General features: G+C 35.3%; 11 protein-coding genes. 7 read left to right on the top strand and 4 right to left on the bottom strand.

The window, feature by feature from the left end; all coding sequences use genetic code 11:
• Positions 1 to 122 precede the first annotated feature (122 nt).
• Entirely contained in the window at positions 123 to 5,618 is a 5,496-nt protein-coding gene (locus bsdtb5_RS03095) for a S8 family serine peptidase (protein ID WP_271714591.1), read from the top strand.
• 108 nt (positions 5,619 to 5,726) lie between these two features.
• On the opposite strand, the gene bsdtb5_RS03100 is transcribed toward bsdtb5_RS03095, so the two are convergent.
• Together bsdtb5_RS03100 and bsdtb5_RS03105 are read right to left on the bottom strand one after the other, a co-directional pair.
• The gene (locus tag bsdtb5_RS03100; RefSeq protein ID WP_271714592.1) at positions 5,727 to 5,909 is read right to left on the bottom strand and encodes an H-type small acid-soluble spore protein; all 183 of its coding nucleotides are present in this window, start codon (positions 5,907 to 5,909) and stop codon (positions 5,727 to 5,729) included.
• 107 nt (positions 5,910 to 6,016) lie between these two features.
• Positions 6,017 to 6,826 carry a CPBP family intramembrane glutamic endopeptidase gene (locus bsdtb5_RS03105; RefSeq protein ID WP_271714593.1) on the bottom strand — a complete coding sequence of 270 codons (810 nt, stop codon included), beginning with the start codon at positions 6,824 to 6,826 and terminating at the stop codon, positions 6,017 to 6,019.
• Between the two features lie 503 nt (positions 6,827 to 7,329).
• Between bsdtb5_RS03105 and bsdtb5_RS03110 the strand changes: the two genes are divergently transcribed.
• The 4 genes from bsdtb5_RS03110 (at position 7,330) to bsdtb5_RS03125 (ending at position 11,471) form a co-directional block, all read left to right on the top strand.
• Positions 7,330 to 7,893, top strand: a complete 564-nt coding sequence (locus bsdtb5_RS03110) for a TetR/AcrR family transcriptional regulator (protein WP_271714594.1) — start codon at positions 7,330 to 7,332, stop codon at positions 7,891 to 7,893.
• A 267-nt stretch (positions 7,894 to 8,160) separates the two neighbouring features.
• A complete protein-coding gene (locus bsdtb5_RS03115; RefSeq protein ID WP_271714595.1) occupies positions 8,161 to 8,361 on the top strand; it encodes a DUF1858 domain-containing protein in 201 nt (66 codons plus the stop codon).
• A 132-nt stretch (positions 8,362 to 8,493) separates the two neighbouring features.
• Positions 8,494 to 10,758: an endopeptidase La gene (gene lon / locus bsdtb5_RS03120; protein ID WP_271714596.1), complete on the top strand. Its 2,265-nt coding sequence runs from the start codon at positions 8,494 to 8,496 to the stop codon at positions 10,756 to 10,758.
• Positions 10,759 to 10,973: 215 nt separating this feature from the next.
• On the top strand, positions 10,974 to 11,471 hold the full coding sequence (locus tag bsdtb5_RS03125; protein WP_271714597.1) for a GNAT family N-acetyltransferase: 498 nt from the start codon (positions 10,974 to 10,976) through the stop codon (positions 11,469 to 11,471).
• Positions 11,472 to 11,503: 32 nt separating this feature from the next.
• Here bsdtb5_RS03125 and bsdtb5_RS03130 read toward each other — a convergent pair whose 3' ends face one another.
• The gene (locus tag bsdtb5_RS03130) at positions 11,504 to 12,382 is read right to left on the bottom strand and encodes an AraC family transcriptional regulator (RefSeq protein ID WP_271714598.1); all 879 of its coding nucleotides are present in this window, start codon (positions 12,380 to 12,382) and stop codon (positions 11,504 to 11,506) included.
• A gap of 194 nt (positions 12,383 to 12,576) precedes the next feature.
• Between bsdtb5_RS03130 and bsdtb5_RS03135 the strand changes: the two genes are divergently transcribed.
• Both bsdtb5_RS03135 and bsdtb5_RS03140 read left to right on the top strand, forming a co-directional pair.
• Positions 12,577 to 14,343 (top strand): glycoside hydrolase family 13 protein, encoded by a 1,767-nt coding sequence (locus bsdtb5_RS03135; RefSeq protein ID WP_271714599.1) that lies wholly within the window; start codon positions 12,577 to 12,579, stop codon positions 14,341 to 14,343.
• Positions 14,344 to 14,366: 23 nt separating this feature from the next.
• Entirely contained in the window at positions 14,367 to 14,900 is a 534-nt protein-coding gene (locus bsdtb5_RS03140; RefSeq protein ID WP_271714600.1) for a serine/threonine-protein kinase, read from the top strand.
• A gap of 137 nt (positions 14,901 to 15,037) precedes the next feature.
• Here the strand turns inward: bsdtb5_RS03140 and bsdtb5_RS03145 are convergent, their stop codons facing one another.
• Entirely contained in the window at positions 15,038 to 16,297 is a 1,260-nt protein-coding gene (locus bsdtb5_RS03145; protein ID WP_271714601.1) for a DUF4317 domain-containing protein, read from the bottom strand.
• Between the last annotated feature and the right edge of the window lie 198 nt (positions 16,298 to 16,495).

The following is a 16,495-nucleotide window of genomic DNA, read 5'->3' on the forward strand; positions in this document are numbered from 1 at the left end:
ATTGTAAGAATAAATAAGGTGATAAATCTCAAGGTAGCGCAAAGTCATGTGCCCAAAAGAGAAGGGAGGAATTATGAGGGGCAAATTCTTTTAAAAATATAGTAGGATAGGAGTGTTTTAAAATGACTAGGAGGAAAGTAAGAAGATTACTAACTGTATTATTAGTCTTTGCAATGATTATTAATTCAGTTCCAGCTCTTGCACAAAGCAATAACTCTCTGCCGTTTTCATCAACAAAAGGGGATCTAAAAACAGAAGCAATGAACAAGATAGAATCGGGATTTCTTGATTCTATTGGTGATGGAGAGTATGCAGAAGCAATCGTCTATCTAAAGAGTCAGGTAGACAGTATGGGGGTCGCGAAGGAAGCAAAAAGTGAACTTTCATCGGCCTTAACACCAAGTAGTACAAAAGTTGAGGTAAGAAAAGAAGTAATTGATGCGTTAAAAGACAATGCTGAGAACACACAACAGAAGTTATTAAAGTACATAACACAGGAAAAGAGTAAGGGAAGCGTAGAAGAGTACACACCATATTACATCATTAATGCAGTATATATTAAGGCCCAAAAAGATGTCATTCGCAATATGGCTTACATGGATGAAGTAGAGAAAATCTATAAGAACAAAATTGTGAAACTAGACGAGCCTAAAGTATCTAAGGTAAAGATTCAAGCAAATGAGAATGGTGTAGAGTGGAATGTTGAAAAAGTAAAAGCAGATGAAGTATGGGATCTTGGAATTGATGGAACGGGAGTTGTAGTAGGAACTATCGATACAGGAGCAACTTGGACACACCCAGCGCTTCAGGCAAAATGGAGAGGCTATAATCCTAACGATCCAGATCATCCAAATGCAACAGGCAATTGGTATGATCCTATTAATAATAGTGCACTTCCAGTGGATGAACCAAGTATTCCACATGGAACTCATGTCCTAGGTACTATCTTGGGTCAAGAGAAAGATGGAAGTAACAAGATTGGAGTAGCACCAGGAGCAAAATGGATTGCAGCCAAAGCATTTACAGCAGATGGTGGTTCTGATAATAATATACTATCTGGAGCTCAGTGGATGCTTGCACCAGGTGGAGATGCTTCAGCAGCACCAGATGTCATTAATAACTCATGGGGTGGCGGTACTGGATTAGATGAGTGGTTTAGACCTATGGTCACAGCTTGGGTAGCAGCTGGAATCATTCCAGTATTTGCATCAGGAAACCAGAAAAATGGTGGAGCACCTGTAGGATCCGTAAGCTCACCAGCCAATTATCCAGAAAGTTTCGCAGTTGGAGCTACTGATATTAATAATCAAAGGGGCGATTTCTCACAAAGAGGACCAGGACCATATCATAATTTAAAGCCTGACGTATCAGCTCCTGGGGTTAATATTCGTTCCTCTGTTCCTGGAGGTTATGAAAGTGGTTGGGACGGAACAAGTATGGCAACACCAGCAGTAGTAGGTACGATTGCGTTAATCTTGTCTGCGAATCATTCTCTTTCAATTGAAGAAGTAGAATCTTTGCTGAAAGATACAGCGGTACATTTGGAAGATACGGATGACGCTGGATATCCGAATAATGGGTATGGATATGGATTAATTGACGCCTTTGAAGCAGTATCAAGAATTGCGAAAGGCACTGGTACAATTGAAGGAAAAGTAACCATAGAAGGTGAAGATACAGCAAGTCCAGTAATTGGTCATACGCAGAAAGTAACAGAGACTTTCTCTGGTTCTGACCTTGAGATTAGTGCAGATATATCAGATGATGTATCGATTACAGATACACAGTTGTTAGTAAAACAAGATGGCAAATCCTATTGGGTAACATTACCTATGACTAGAAAATCAGGAGATTATAAAGCGGGTACCTATTCGGGAACAATACCAAGTGATCTTATCAAACAACCAGGAATTTCTTATAAGATTATAGCAGTTGACTATGATAATAATGAAGTCGCTTCTGATGAGTATAAGATTGTAGTTAAATTTGGAGCTGTACCAGATGAGTATACGACGGATTTTGAAAGTAATCCTGTCGGTTGGATCTTAGGTGGTGACTGGCAATGGGGTGAACCGAAAGAGGGTGTTGGCCCAGATGCATTCAGTGGTACAAAGTTAATCGGTACGAATCTTTCAGGTAATTATTCGAATAGTTCAGATAGTATTTTAGTTACGGCTCCGCTTGATTTAAGAAATTCTAGTTTAACTTTTGCTCAGTTTAGAGTAAACCAGTGGTATGATATAGAGAATAATGCAGATTTAGGTGCTATCTATATAACTAATAATTACGGAGATACGTGGAATCAGGTTGGACCTACTTATACAGGAACTGGGACTCAGTGGAAAGAAATTGCCATTAACTTGAATCCATATATAGGCTCATCGAATCCAATCTATATAGCATTCAGATTGAAGACAAATGCTAGTACACAAAAGGTAGGATGGTATCTTGACAATGCAAAATTAATTGCTACCGATCAGGAAGTACCAACTACACCAACAAATCTAAGCGGTAGAATTCTATTTAATAATGTAGCATTACAATGGGACGCATCATCAGATAATGACATACAAGGATATAAGGTGTATCGTTCAGAAGTGGCAGATGGTGAATATACACTTCTAGGTGAGACTTCTGGTACTACTTTAGAAGATCATAACATAGTAGCAAATAGAGCTTATTACTATAAGGTTGCAGCCTATGATTATGCAGGAAATAATAGCGTATTAACAGCTCCATTAACGGTAAATGTTGGAGCACTTGGACAGTATACATATGTAGCTGACTTTGAACAAAATAATGGTAACTTTACAACAGGAGGAACAAATAATTCATGGGAATGGGGAGTACCTACCTCTGGACCAGGAAATGCAATGTGTGGCCAAAAAGTATGGGCAACTAACCTGTCTGGCAGTTATCAAAATGGAAGCAATTGCTTTATCGAGTCTTCACAGTTTCAATTACCTACTGGTCAAAGTAGCGTGTTATCTATTGGCCAATGGTATGAATTAGAGAATAATTATGATAAAGGATATATTCAGATATCAAAGAAGAACGGAGACAGTTGGTCTGATTGGGCAAATATTGCACCTTCTGGATTCATAACAGGAAATGGAATGACATGGAGTCAACTTGATATACCAATTGATTCATCTTATAATGGCAAAACGGTAAAAATAAGATTCGTATTAACTTCGGATGGTTCTGTAGCAAAAACTGGATTGTATATTGACTATGTATTCGTTAATACATCTACTGGAGTTGCAAAGAAGATAGAACAAAAGAAAGAGTTAAAGCTTGGTAATACTGTGACTACAAAGAAAGAAACAGAGTTAAAGCCACTTACATTAAAATTAGATAATATTAAGTCCATTCAAAAGGGCAAATATACAACCGTAAATGATTCAGCGGTTCAATCTATTTCACCATCAAGCAATGGATTACCTGTGGATGCTATGGTTACAGTTATTGAAACAGGAAAAAGTGTAAGGACGAATCCAGCAACAGGAAAGTATACTCTAAAACATGCTGCAAATAAAGGCGATGAAACTTGGACATTAAAAGCAGAAGCATATGGTTATTATCCAGCAGAAGTCAAAGTCCATCTGGGTGAAGATCAAGTTATTAAGATGAATATTAAGTTGGAGGAAATCCCAAAGGGAACCATTGCAGGTAAAATAGTAGATCGCTACTCCAAAGCACCTGTTGCCAACGCCACGATAAGAGTAAAAGAAGATTCCAAGGTAGCAGCCGTTACTTCAAATCAAAATGGTGAATTTACAATACCAAATGTGTATGCAGGAATATATACGCTTAAGGTAATCGCTGATGAGTTCGAATCAGGAGAAGGGAACATAACAGTAGTAGGAAATAAAACAACAGATACTGAAATTGGACTAAAGAGATTCGTAGGATATGAAGAAGAAATAGCATATGATGATGGAACAGGGGAAAACGCACTTGTACTGAATACTGCAGGTAATGGATTGGCAATACGAGTAACCCCATCCCAGTACGGCAAAGTAAAAGGAGCTAACATATTCTTCTGGGGCGATAATTGGCCATCACCAGGAGGAACTCAAATTGGTATAACAATATATGATACAGATTCAGCGGGAAATCCAGTAAAATTGAATGTAAAGCCTAAGATTGTAAACGTTGTAAGAGGACAATGGAATTATATCGATTTATCGGAGTTTGCATTTGCAACAGATCGAGATTTCTTTATTGCTACCTCTCAAACAGCAATTGGAACTTCATCACCTGGAACTGGAATTGATGAATCAAGTCCTTATGCAGACAGATCGTATTTGTATTCAGGGGATACCTTTAAAAAGTTAAAGGATGAAGATACCAAGGGCGGATTAATGATAAGAGCAAGAATGGAATATTCCGTTGATACACCTGAAATCACGAATCTTAAAGACATTACTTACACCAATCAGGATAATATTTTGGTAGAAGGTAAAGTTAAAGCAGACGGAAAAGTTAATTTATATGTAAATGGTACGAAAACTGGAGAATTAACTACAGCAAACAAAGCATTTAGTAAGCAGTTAGCACTGACTGAGGAGAGAAGCGTAATTACAGTAACGTCTGTATTGAATGGAAAAGAAACAGAACCATCAGCTGCTAAAACAGTTATAAAAGATAAAGTTGCACCAGAACTTATCATTACTGGACCAAAGGATGGTATAGAGACAAATCAAAGGGTAGTAGATATTACAGGAACTGTTACAGATACTAATTTTGACAAGTTAGAGCTCGATGGTGCAGCAGTAGAAGTTATAAATGGAGCCTTCCATATTGAAAAGATTGTAACAGAAGGAAACAATACATTTGCTTTAAAAGCATATGATCTAGCAGGTAATTCAACTGAAAAATCAGTAACTATAACCGTGAAAAAGGAACTTCCAGTGATTACTGATTTACAACCATCAGAAAATACGTATCTGACGACAGGAGACACACTTACTGTTAGTTTTCAAAGTGAGCCAGGAGGAAGTGGTGCTTTCCGTGTGGTTCTTCCAAGTGAAATATCACCACAGTCAAATAATAGGATTGTAATGAAAGAAGTATCACCAGGATATTATGTTGGAACCTGGGTGGCTCCAGAAGCTTCCGTAAATGGACTTAGAGTAGAGGCAGAATTTACTGATAACGCAGGAAATACGGTGACTGCAACTGCGAAAGGAACAATTAATGTTACAGCAGAGGAACAAGGAATCAGAGAATTGACGCCTTCAAGTGATGTTAACTTAAAGGCAGGAGATGCACTAACAGTAAGCTTTCGTAGTACGAAAGGTGGAACAGCATCTTGCGAGATGAAGTTTGCTAATCGTCTAAAAACATTTACCACTTCAATGACAGAAGTATCACCAGGATATTATGAATGGGTATGGGTTGTGCCAAAGGGTATGAATGTGGAGGGTATTACATTTGATGTCACCTTTACGGATGCAAATGGAAATACGATAACCGCAACTACAGCAGGCAAAGTGAATGTTCTGGATTCAGATGGTAGCGGAGACAATACAACCACGCCAACGACTCCTACAACGCCAGAGATTCCAAAGACACCTGGGGCACCTAGCAATGCAAGATTAATTAGAAGTTAGGACTAAGATAATATTAAATCAAAAGTTAATGTAGAATAGATAGGGAACACTATCTGAATAAAGGCATTAGGAGGTAATGTGATATCACATCATCCTAATGCCTTTTTCTTATTGATTTTCTACTAATTGTGTTAAAGATACTTCCTGGCTATAATGAGGCTGGTTAAGAAAATGTATACTCGCAGTTTCTCTTCCTGAATTAACTTTTTCAATATATATAGGACGTCCTTCATAAGTGACATCAGCCATTACAAGTGAATTGGCTAATTCGGTTGCGCGTTTTCTATCCATAATTTTATCTCCTTTATATCATTGTATGGAGATAGTGTTACACGACGTATGTTGAAATATTCTTTTAAAAATAAGTAACTAAGATGTAAAAGTTTAACATGCTCTAGTTAATCAATCGTATCATTCTTATGTAGCAAAGTATTATGTAAATCAGCTTTTCTTAGAATAAATAACCCATATAAGAACATTGGGAGTAACATCAGAATAACTAATATTGCGCCTTCTAAGGAGGTTTGATGGATAGCTATAAAATTGCTTTTGCTTTTTAAATCTGAGAAGTTACCACAAATGTCAAAAAAAGCATGCATAATCATAGCAGGAATTACAGAGCCATTTCGTATCATACAAGCTCCAAAAAATACACCAAAGAAGATAGCATAAATAATTTGGCAACTAACAGAAAGCAGATCACCACGTCCATAGATTAGATTTGTTAGATGAGCCAAACCAAAGATTAGGCTAGACAATAAAACTGATTTGTATATACCCATTCTAGTATTGCCCCATTTATGTAGCATCAGATTCATGATGGTACTTCGACATACCATTTCTTCGAAAACACCAACGGATATATAGTGGATTATGAAGAGCGACCATAATCCTAGTGATGCATTGATATGAAGTTCACCAGTGAAAAAACTTTCTCCATTGATATAGCAGTAAATAAGAAGTGGGGCAATTAACCATACCTGTTTCCATGAACGGGGAGAACTAATTCCAGCAGTTTTATAGAGATCAAGATATTTTAGCAAAATGATTAGCGCACCAGCAAAACAGAATTGTGTGATTGCTCCAATGGAATAATACCATACCTGTCCTTTATCTTTGGTTACTTCAGTACATAGTATTGCGAGAAGAAGAACAAGGATTGATGATATTACTGGATGATTTTTAATACGTTGTTTCAGTTGATTCACAAAATACCTCCGTTATAATTTTTGTTTTATTATATAATAATATGGTAATTATTTCACTATAAATTACGAAATTCTCTAGTGTAAATATTTCATAAAAGTATCTAAAGAGAGCACGACAAATGACCTGTTTGGGAGGTTGTCTAGGCAATTTGCACAAAACAGAAAAACTCATGCTTCATTGAATAGGTATAAGAAGATCTAGTTCTCAGACCATTTCATGTAAAACATATGCTAGGACAGATAACTCGCCTTGCTCAGACAGATCTGTCCTAGCATATAACACGAAATAATCCGAGAACAAAATCTTCTAATACCTATTCAAAGGCGCAATCGCTTTTTCTGTTTTGTGCAAATTGCCAGGCTAGATTTTGAAACAGGTCATTTGTCGGGCGACTCATCTAATACGATTAGATCAAATTATCTAGAGAGATTTTACACTTGACAATAAGTGAATGATCATTTATTATAGGATTAACCCTTAAACGAAAAGTTAGGTGGTATTCATGAGAAAAAAAGATGATGAAAAGAAAAATTGTATTAAAAGTGCAGTCATGAAGTTGATGCTAGAAGAGGGGTTTCAAGGGACTTCCGTTTCTAAGATAGCAAAGACTGCGGGAGTATCTCCAGCAACGGTATATATTTATTATGAAAATAAAGATGCTATGCTTCGAGAAATCTATAAAGAATATGCAGAAGATACGTACCAATATTTGCTTGATAGTCTGTCACTTGATATGAGTGGAAAAGAAATTACCGCAGAGTTAATTCGCAGGTATTATATATTTATCATTGAACATGAAGAAGTATTTCATTTCATTGAACAATATAGTTCTTGTCCAATTCTTCATAGTAGTTGTGGAGCAATGAAGGGATTATCAGATTTAAATAACCTATTAACGGATCTAAAGAAAAGAGAAATCTTAAATAATTATAGCAATGATAATTTATATGCAATTCTATTTTCGCCAGTGAAATTTATAGCAAAAAAGCACGATAGTTCAGAAATTGCATCAGAGCGTTTGGAGGAGTTAATCTCAATGGTACAAAGATTAATCCTAAAAGATTAGAGTCAAAAGTGTAACTTCACAAACTCGTCAAAGTCCGGGCGATGTAAAAGTATGAATCATGGTAATTAATATACTGTTTTGCCTGAATTTATAAAGTATAATGTAGATTATCTTGCGAAGTTTGAGTAACAAAGTAATATAATGCATATAACGATTAAGCAATAAGCGAGTATAAGAGCTCGCTTATATGATACGATTTAAGTAAATGAATATTCACTTTATAACTACATAAAAGGATATGTGGAAGCAATGAAAGGAGATTAAGATATGCAAGTAACTAAGGAAACAATAATTGGAGATATGATAAATGAAAATAGAGGAACTGCAGCGATTCTAATGGAAGCTGGTATGCATTGTGTCATGTGCCCATCTGCTCAAGGTGAGAGCATAGAAGAAGCAGCAATGGTACATGGAATTGAAGCTGACGCTTTAGTACAAGAGATTAATAACTATCTTATTAGTCAATAAATAGTATTTAAGAACAATATTGTAGCATCGCAATATAGTAGTCATGGCGAATTCGAAAAACTAATTCGCCTATTTTATACAATAACGTTAGCACTCAAACAAATAGAGTGCTGATAATAAGGAGGAAAATGAATGATGACATTACCTATATATGATACAGTTATTCTACCAGGTGTAACTTATTTCTTTAAAAAAGATATGTTACATAAATTCAATATAGCATCACCTAAAGCAGGTGAGGATATAATATTTTTAATATTAAAATCGGATAAAGATAGAGAAGATATGACTCCAGATGATTTTTATCCAATTGGTGTCTCAGGGAAGATTGAATATGTTGATGAGGATGGAAATGTTAGTATCAAGACAAAGGAGAGAGTTGAGCTCAGCGATATTGATGTAGCAGAAGAAGAGATAACGCTTACTGCAAGTATTAGCGCTGATATAGAAGATATCTCAGAACAAGAGTTAAAGGCAACATTAAAGAAGATAAGATCAGAACTTCTTAAGTTTACGAAAGGTACTCAGTGGGGAGTCTGGGCAAGAGGATTTATTCTTCAATGGAAGAGTATAAATGAAATAGCATCTGCCCTGTCTGGATATCTGAATCTAACAGATGAGGAAAAATATCTCTTGTTAGAAGAAGTTTCAATAAAACGTAGAACGGAACAAATAGAAAAAGTAGTCTATGAATTTATTGAAATGACAAGAATAGGTAATGAAGCTGAGACTGCTCAAAAGGAGACTTATGAACAGGCATATCGAGAGTCCGCTATAAAGAAACAAATTGATTTCTTACAGAAACAGTTAGATGACATGCATCCAGAAAATGTATCGGATGTTCGAAGATTTGAGAATAAGATTAACGATTCTAATATGGATGAAGAAGCGAGAAAAGAAGTACTTAAGGCTCTAAATCGTATGAAAAAGGAAGGAAAAGATGGCCACGAGTACGGTATTCTTTATGATTATCTAGAGTTCGTTACAAGTCTTTCATGGAAAAAGGAAGAGGCCAGCAAGGTGGATCTAGTGGAAGCTGAGGATATCCTAGATGAACAACATTATGGGTTAAAGAAAGTAAAGGAAAGAATTATTCAACAATTGGCAGTTATGGCTTTGAATAAGAAGCAGTCAGGTTCCATCCTTCTCTTTGTAGGAGCTCCAGGAACAGGAAAGACAAGTATCGGTCAGAGTATAGCCAAAGCCCTTAATAGAGAATACGTAAGAATCAGTCTTGGAGGAATCCGTGATGAAGCGGAGATACGTGGGCATAGAAGAACTTATGTGGGGGCATTGCCTGGAAGAATTATGGAGGGTATGAAACGAAGTGGTGTATCTAACCCAGTTATGGTGTTAGATGAGGTTGATAAATTATCAAGAGATCATAGTGGAGATCCAGCAAGTGCATTGCTAGAAGTATTAGATCCAGAACAGAATAGTAATTTTACAGACCATTATATGAATGTACCATATGATTTGTCTGATGTGCTATTTGTATGTACTGCTAACTCTATTGATACGATACCAGAACCATTATTAAATCGTATGGAAGTGATTCAGTTCCCAGGATATACTGAGATTGAAAAATTACAGATTGCTCGTAAGCATTTACTTCCTAAAGCTATGAAGGATATGGGAATTAAAGCACAGAATCTAAAAGTTACTGAAGAGGCATTGAAGAAGATTATCGATGGTTATACTATGGAAGCAGGAGTTCGTAGCTTGAAGAAACAGATTGACCATTTATGCCGTTATGCTGCAGTACAATTAGTAAAAGGGGAAAAGAAGAGCATTACCGTTGGAGAGAAGAAAATCTCAGAGTATCTAGGAAGAAAAGCAAGGAATCATGACAGTATACTAAAAGATAAGACTCCTGGTGTGGTGACAGGTCTAGCTTGGACACGTGCTGGTGGTGAGATATTATTTATAGAGACTTCTCTTACCAAGGGGAGTGGTAAAATCATAATTACTGGTCAACTTGGCGATGTTATGAAGGAATCTGCTCAGATTGCACTTAGTGTGGTCAAATCAATGTATCCAAAAGAAGCAGAAATTCTTGCTAAGAGTGATTTGCATATTCATGTTCCAGCTGGAGCAGTACCAAAGGATGGACCTTCCGCGGGAATCACGCTGGTAACTGCATTATCCTCCTTAGTGAAGGGAAAAGCAGTGAATCCAGAATATGCAATGACTGGAGAAGTATCCTTAAGAGGACAAGTTATGCCAATCGGTGGATTGCCTGAAAAACTTATGGCTGCCCAGAGGGCAGGTGTGAAAAAAGTCTTCATTCCATTTGAAAATGTGGATGATCTAGAAGACGTAGCGGATGAAGTAAAAGAAAAATTAGAGATTCTTCCTGTGAAGAAGGTTACAGATGTATTGAAAGTAGCCCTGTAGTATAGTTTGATTAAAAGAACTCTATTGAGAGTGATAATACAAGTTAAAATATTAAAAAGTATTTCTGAAAAAGGATGTTGAATTAATTACTAACATCCTTTTTTATCGTTCTTTATCATATGTTTTTTACAGTCTGTGCTATAATAAGAATTACATGGGACGTAATAAACAATCAAAAAAATTATAACAAATTATACAAGAAGGAGTAACTATAAATGAATCTATATATAAAAGAAATTGCAGAAGAAAGAATTGAAATATTATTGGAGCTATTACGTGAAAAAGCGGATTGGCTTATTAAAATTGAAAAACCAATGTGGAATCCTAAATATTTATCTAAGGAAGAATTTTTAAAGAAATATAATAACTGTAAAATGTTTGTAATACAGGAAAGTGAAGAGGTTGTAGGTGGATTCGTATTAATAGAGAATGACCAATCATTTTGGAATAGTGAAGAAAACAATGATGCGGCATACTATATACATAAACTTGTAATTAAAGACGGCTATACAGGCAAAGGCTATGCTAAAGATGCAATTGAGTGGGTGAAAGATTACTCAATATCAAAAAGTAAAACCTACCTTAGACTTGATTGCTATGGCGATAGAGAATATCTAAAAAAGTTATATAGGGAATGTGGATTTACTTTGAAACGAGAAATTCAAGTAGATCATAATCTAAATGCATGTTTATATGAATTATTGCTAAACTAGTGTAAAACTAATTTAGCAATAATAGGTCGAATTTATTTCTTACCATACACCTTTCTATACTTCGAAGGTGTCGTTCCATATTTCTCACAAAAGGAGCGTATAAAGTAAGAATGATTATTAAATCCACAATTTTCTGATATCTCAATTATCTTTAGTTCTGTTTCTAAAAGTTTGCGCCCAGCAATCTCTAGTCGATAATCCTTAAGATATTGCGTAAAGCTTTTCCCGGTAATTGTTTTAAATAGTTTCATAAAATGACTTTCTGAGAAGCCACAGATATGAGCAGCATCTTTCACACTAATTTCTATATTGTAGTTCTTTTCAATATGTAATAGTACATTCTTTAATTTTATGTAGATATCTTCCATACGGATATAATCATCATCAATAGGTAGACTATACCTATTTAGAAGATGCATAATAGTAAAGAGATTGGACTTTACCATTAATTCGTAATTTGAGAAACTTTCCTCTCTATGTATAATCAAATCAATGATGTAAGGATATAATTGCTGATATAGTTCATGGCTTTTTGTAATGTGCACAGGAATTGTTCTTGTGTGATCTAGAAACGGCTTGAAATATTTCTCAAAGCAGATGTCCTTGGTATGATTAGTTAATAAAGAGTACTGAAAAAGTATATTGTAATACTCCATTTTGTTGTCTTCGCATTGTTCAATTGAGTGAAGTTCATGAGGGAGAATAAGAATCATATCGCCATCGTGTAACTCATACCTGGTGGATTGTACAGTAACATATCCACGTCCTTTTTGATTATAGATTAACTCCATTTCCTCGTGCCAATGAAGTGGGTAGGAATGAATATACTCTGGAATATTGCCAGGATAGACAATATAAGGGAAGCTGACGTGTCCATGAGTTTTATTTTCTCGAATATTGGTGTCGTTCATCGTTATCTCCATTCTGCCGAAACATTGATAAATAAGAGCGTCGGCTTATTGTGAAATGTATCTTAATTATAATATTAATTGAAAATAATAGTTTTGTGTTATAAAGTTAACTACTTTCTACAAGAATTATATACATAGGAAGAGTATAATGCAAGTATGAAAGCGTTAAGAGCAGCAAGGAGGATATTAAATATATGAGAATAGCAGAGATTATGCACCGTTGTGCATTTACAGATTGTTACCCAATAGATAAGAATAAGGTTAGAGTAAATCTTCGCACTGGTAAGGACATTGATGAAGTATATATCATTCATGGAGATCCATATACACCTCATATTACAGGGGAAAGTGAGTGGAGAGGAGAACGTGAACTTATGGAGAACTCTCTTGAATTACGTTCTCATAAGATGTTTCATATTATTTTGAATCCAGAATATAAAAGAGAACAATATTATTTCGAACTTCATAGTAAAGATGAAGTCATGTATTACCTTGAAGATGATTTTTATCAGCCAGAGGAGATGAATCTTTCTGGAAAGACCTATCAATATTTTATTTTTCCATGGTTGAATCCATCCGATGTATTTCAGGTACCAGAATGGGTGGAGGATACGATTTGGTATCAGATATTTCCAGATCGTTACTGTCGTGGTGATATGGGAGAAAAACGTGTGGAGGTAAAGCCATGGAAGTGTGAAGAGGATATGTCATATTGGGATAACTATGGTGGGGATATAAAGGGAATCATAAGTAAACTCGATTATATGAAAGACCTTGGTATTACAGGCTTATATCTTACACCAATCTTTGACTCCAATTCCAATCATAAATACAATACCAGTGATTATAAGAAGATTGATTCCGACTTTGGTTCAGAAGAAGATCTGAAAGAGCTCATTGAAGAAGCTCATAAACGAGGAATAAGAATAATGTTAGATGCTGTATTTAACCATAGTGGGAGAGATTTCGCACCATGGAGAGACGTGTTGCAGAATGGGAAGAATTCACCTTATTACAATTGGTTCTTCATTCAACAATGGCCAATAGAAACAGACCATACGAAGGAGTGGTATAAGAGCTATTATTCCTTTGCTTTTGCATCTGGTATGCCAAAGTTAAATACCAACAATCCTGAGGTGATAGAATATATCATTAGTCTATGCAAGCACTGGGTAACTGATTTACATATTGATGGAATACGATTCGACGTTGGTAATGAGGTGTCGCATACTTTTTTAAAGGCAGCTAGGCGTGAATTAAAAATAATAAATCCAGAGTTATATTTATTAGGAGAGATCTGGAGGGATTCCATCTCTTGGCTTCAAGGAGATGAATATGATTCCGTTATGAATTATCCATTTTTAGAGAGTATTAATGACTTCTGGGTACATAAGAATCGCACAGCCAATGAATTCATGTATTCTATGAATCGATGTTATACCCTATACCAGGAGCAGGTTAATGGAGTTCTCTTCAATTGCCTAGATTCTCATGACGTCCCACGTGCATTTACTAGATGTGGAAGTATGGATGTATTCTTTCAACAATTAGCAATATTACTAACCATGCAGGGATCTCCAAGTCTATATTATGGTACGGAGATAGCCATGTCAGGAGGTCAAGATCCAATCAATCGTAAATGTATGCCTTGGGAAGAGATTGAAGAAGGAAAATATCAAGAAATCACTGGACAAGTGAAACAATTAATTGCGATACGAAGAGAATATTCACAGACCAAGTGTCCATATATTGAATGGGTTAATCATGAAGGCACGAGATTAATTCATTATTGCAAAAAAAATGAAGATACGAACGAGATAATGAATATTCTAATTAACGCAGAAGAGAAAGACATTGTGATTGGTACATTTGAGCATATCTTATTTGCAAGACATTATGAAGAGGGCATAATAAAGGCTGGTGGAGTAGTGATAGGTATTGGTTTTAACAATTTTCAATAAGGTAAAAAAGGATGGAAACAATCATGGAGAAACTTAGTGTTAATGACAAGGAATATAATATTATAAAGCTCCTTGGAAAAGGGAAGGGAGGATATTCCTATCTTGCGACAGATGGCTATCATGAATATGTGCTAAAGCAGATTCACCATGAACCCTGCAGCTATTATCAATTTGGTAATAAGATAGAAGCAGAGAGTACAGATTATAAGAGGCTGAAAAGCACTGGAATTAGAATGCCACAGTTGTTATGCATTGATGAGAAAGAAGAGAGAATACTAAAAGAATACATAGATGGTCCTACAATCTATGATCTGGTTCTGCTTGATCAGATGCAAGAGAGATATATAGAACAGGTTAAAGAGATGTGTTCACTTCTATATCTAAATAGGCTAAATATTGACTATTTTCCAACTAATTTTGTGGTAAAAGATAATCTGATTTACTATATTGATTATGAATGTAATAATTATATGGAAGAATGGAATTTTGAGAATTGGGGTATTAAGTATTGGTCAAAGACAGCAGAGTTTTTAGAGTACGTGAATAACCAAAAATAATGGCTTAATGTATTGAGAGCTAATGCTCTAGAATAAATGATATAAAATAAAGATGAGTGAACTAAGGGACTCTATTAGTCGTATTAGTTCACTCATCTTTTTACTAAAGAACATTTTAGTGAATACCAATTATAGCATTATTCACTCAGTTCTGTTACATTTGCTTGTTCATCTTCATCTAATGGAATAACAAGGCAGTTCTTGCCATCAATTACTTGAGAAGTGATTTGCTGCATTTTCTTTGGTTTTACTTTTAGAATAACATCAAAGTTCTGATTAGATTCTGTATCTATGGAATCATCCAAAGAGTATGTATCAGCCTTTATTGAAGTAACCTCTTCTAACTTTGTTTGTAATTGTTGTACCTTTTCTTCTAATTCTATTTCCTTCTTACGTTTCGCGTGTTCTGCTAACACTTTACTGTCAATTAAATGATCTACTACTGGAGGAGTATCTTTAAATTGTTCAACATAGGAATCTTCAATCTTTTTTGTGATTTCCTCAGGTAAATCGCAAGAACCTATAATTTCTTGAATTGAATCACTGGTAAGATGAAGTGGATCTTCTTTGGAATCATTAACAGCAGCATGTTCATCAGCCATAAGACTTAGGGACTCCTGAATCTCTATAAATACTTTGTTGCTTTGGCTTTCATTTTGAATTGCAGTATTAATAATTGTTTGGAAGGTATTCTTTTGTTCGGTCGCTGTTTGCTTAGAAGGGCAGCCTAATACATCCTCCATTAATTCTTTATGTGGCTCTTTGGTATCTTTCGTATAGTACAAAACGGAATGAATATCCGTGCTACGTTCTGTAAAAGCAGGAAAGATAAATCCTGTATCGGGAGCATTAACTACCCAATCTCGGTTACGTGGTCCAATTCTACCTTCATCTTCTAGATAGCCAAGACCAGCTTTTGTAAGAGTAACAGGGCAAATAGCACATAGAAGATATTCATATACTTCTTCAGATTCATCTAATTTCGCTTTATCACTTGTCCTTGTCATAACGTCATACGCATCATGGAAGATAAGAATTAGATAATTACCAGCATAATCATAATGGTCTATAATTAGCTGATAGAAGGATTCAAGGAGACCCTCGTTTTTAAGTTTACTTTCTCTTAAGCCCATAAGAAATTGTTGTTTTCCACCAGTCTTTTCTTCTTCAAGAGGAAAATCAAGTTCTAAAAGGTTATTTCCCATAGTTCCGGATAATGCTTTCTTGGCAATCTCTAAGTATTTGTAGAATTCATCATCCTCAAGATTTAAGAAAGTTTCATTAAGATTTAAAAGGATTTCTTTCTCTCCATTTACATAACAACCAGTTAATTTAGTAAAGGTACATTCATTTTTTTTCAATCTTCTCTTTAGCTCTAATACATCTTTTTTTGTCATAAGAACCTCCATTACGTATTATTAACTCAGCCTTCACAGTAGTTAGTGAATACTTGATAAATTCAGAGGCTAGGTTATCTAAATTAACATGATTCAAACTTTTATATCTTACGTTCCATTTCCTCATTTGGAAGCTACTAATGTCTTATTACTTTGATAAAAGCAGATAGAAAAAGTTCAAACTCCTCACTTTGTTCG

Origin of the sequence: Anaeromicropila herbilytica (assembly GCF_016591975.1) — a bacterium.
In the GTDB taxonomy this organism is placed as follows: Bacteria; Bacillota; Clostridia; order Lachnospirales; family Lachnospiraceae; genus Anaeromicropila; species Anaeromicropila herbilytica.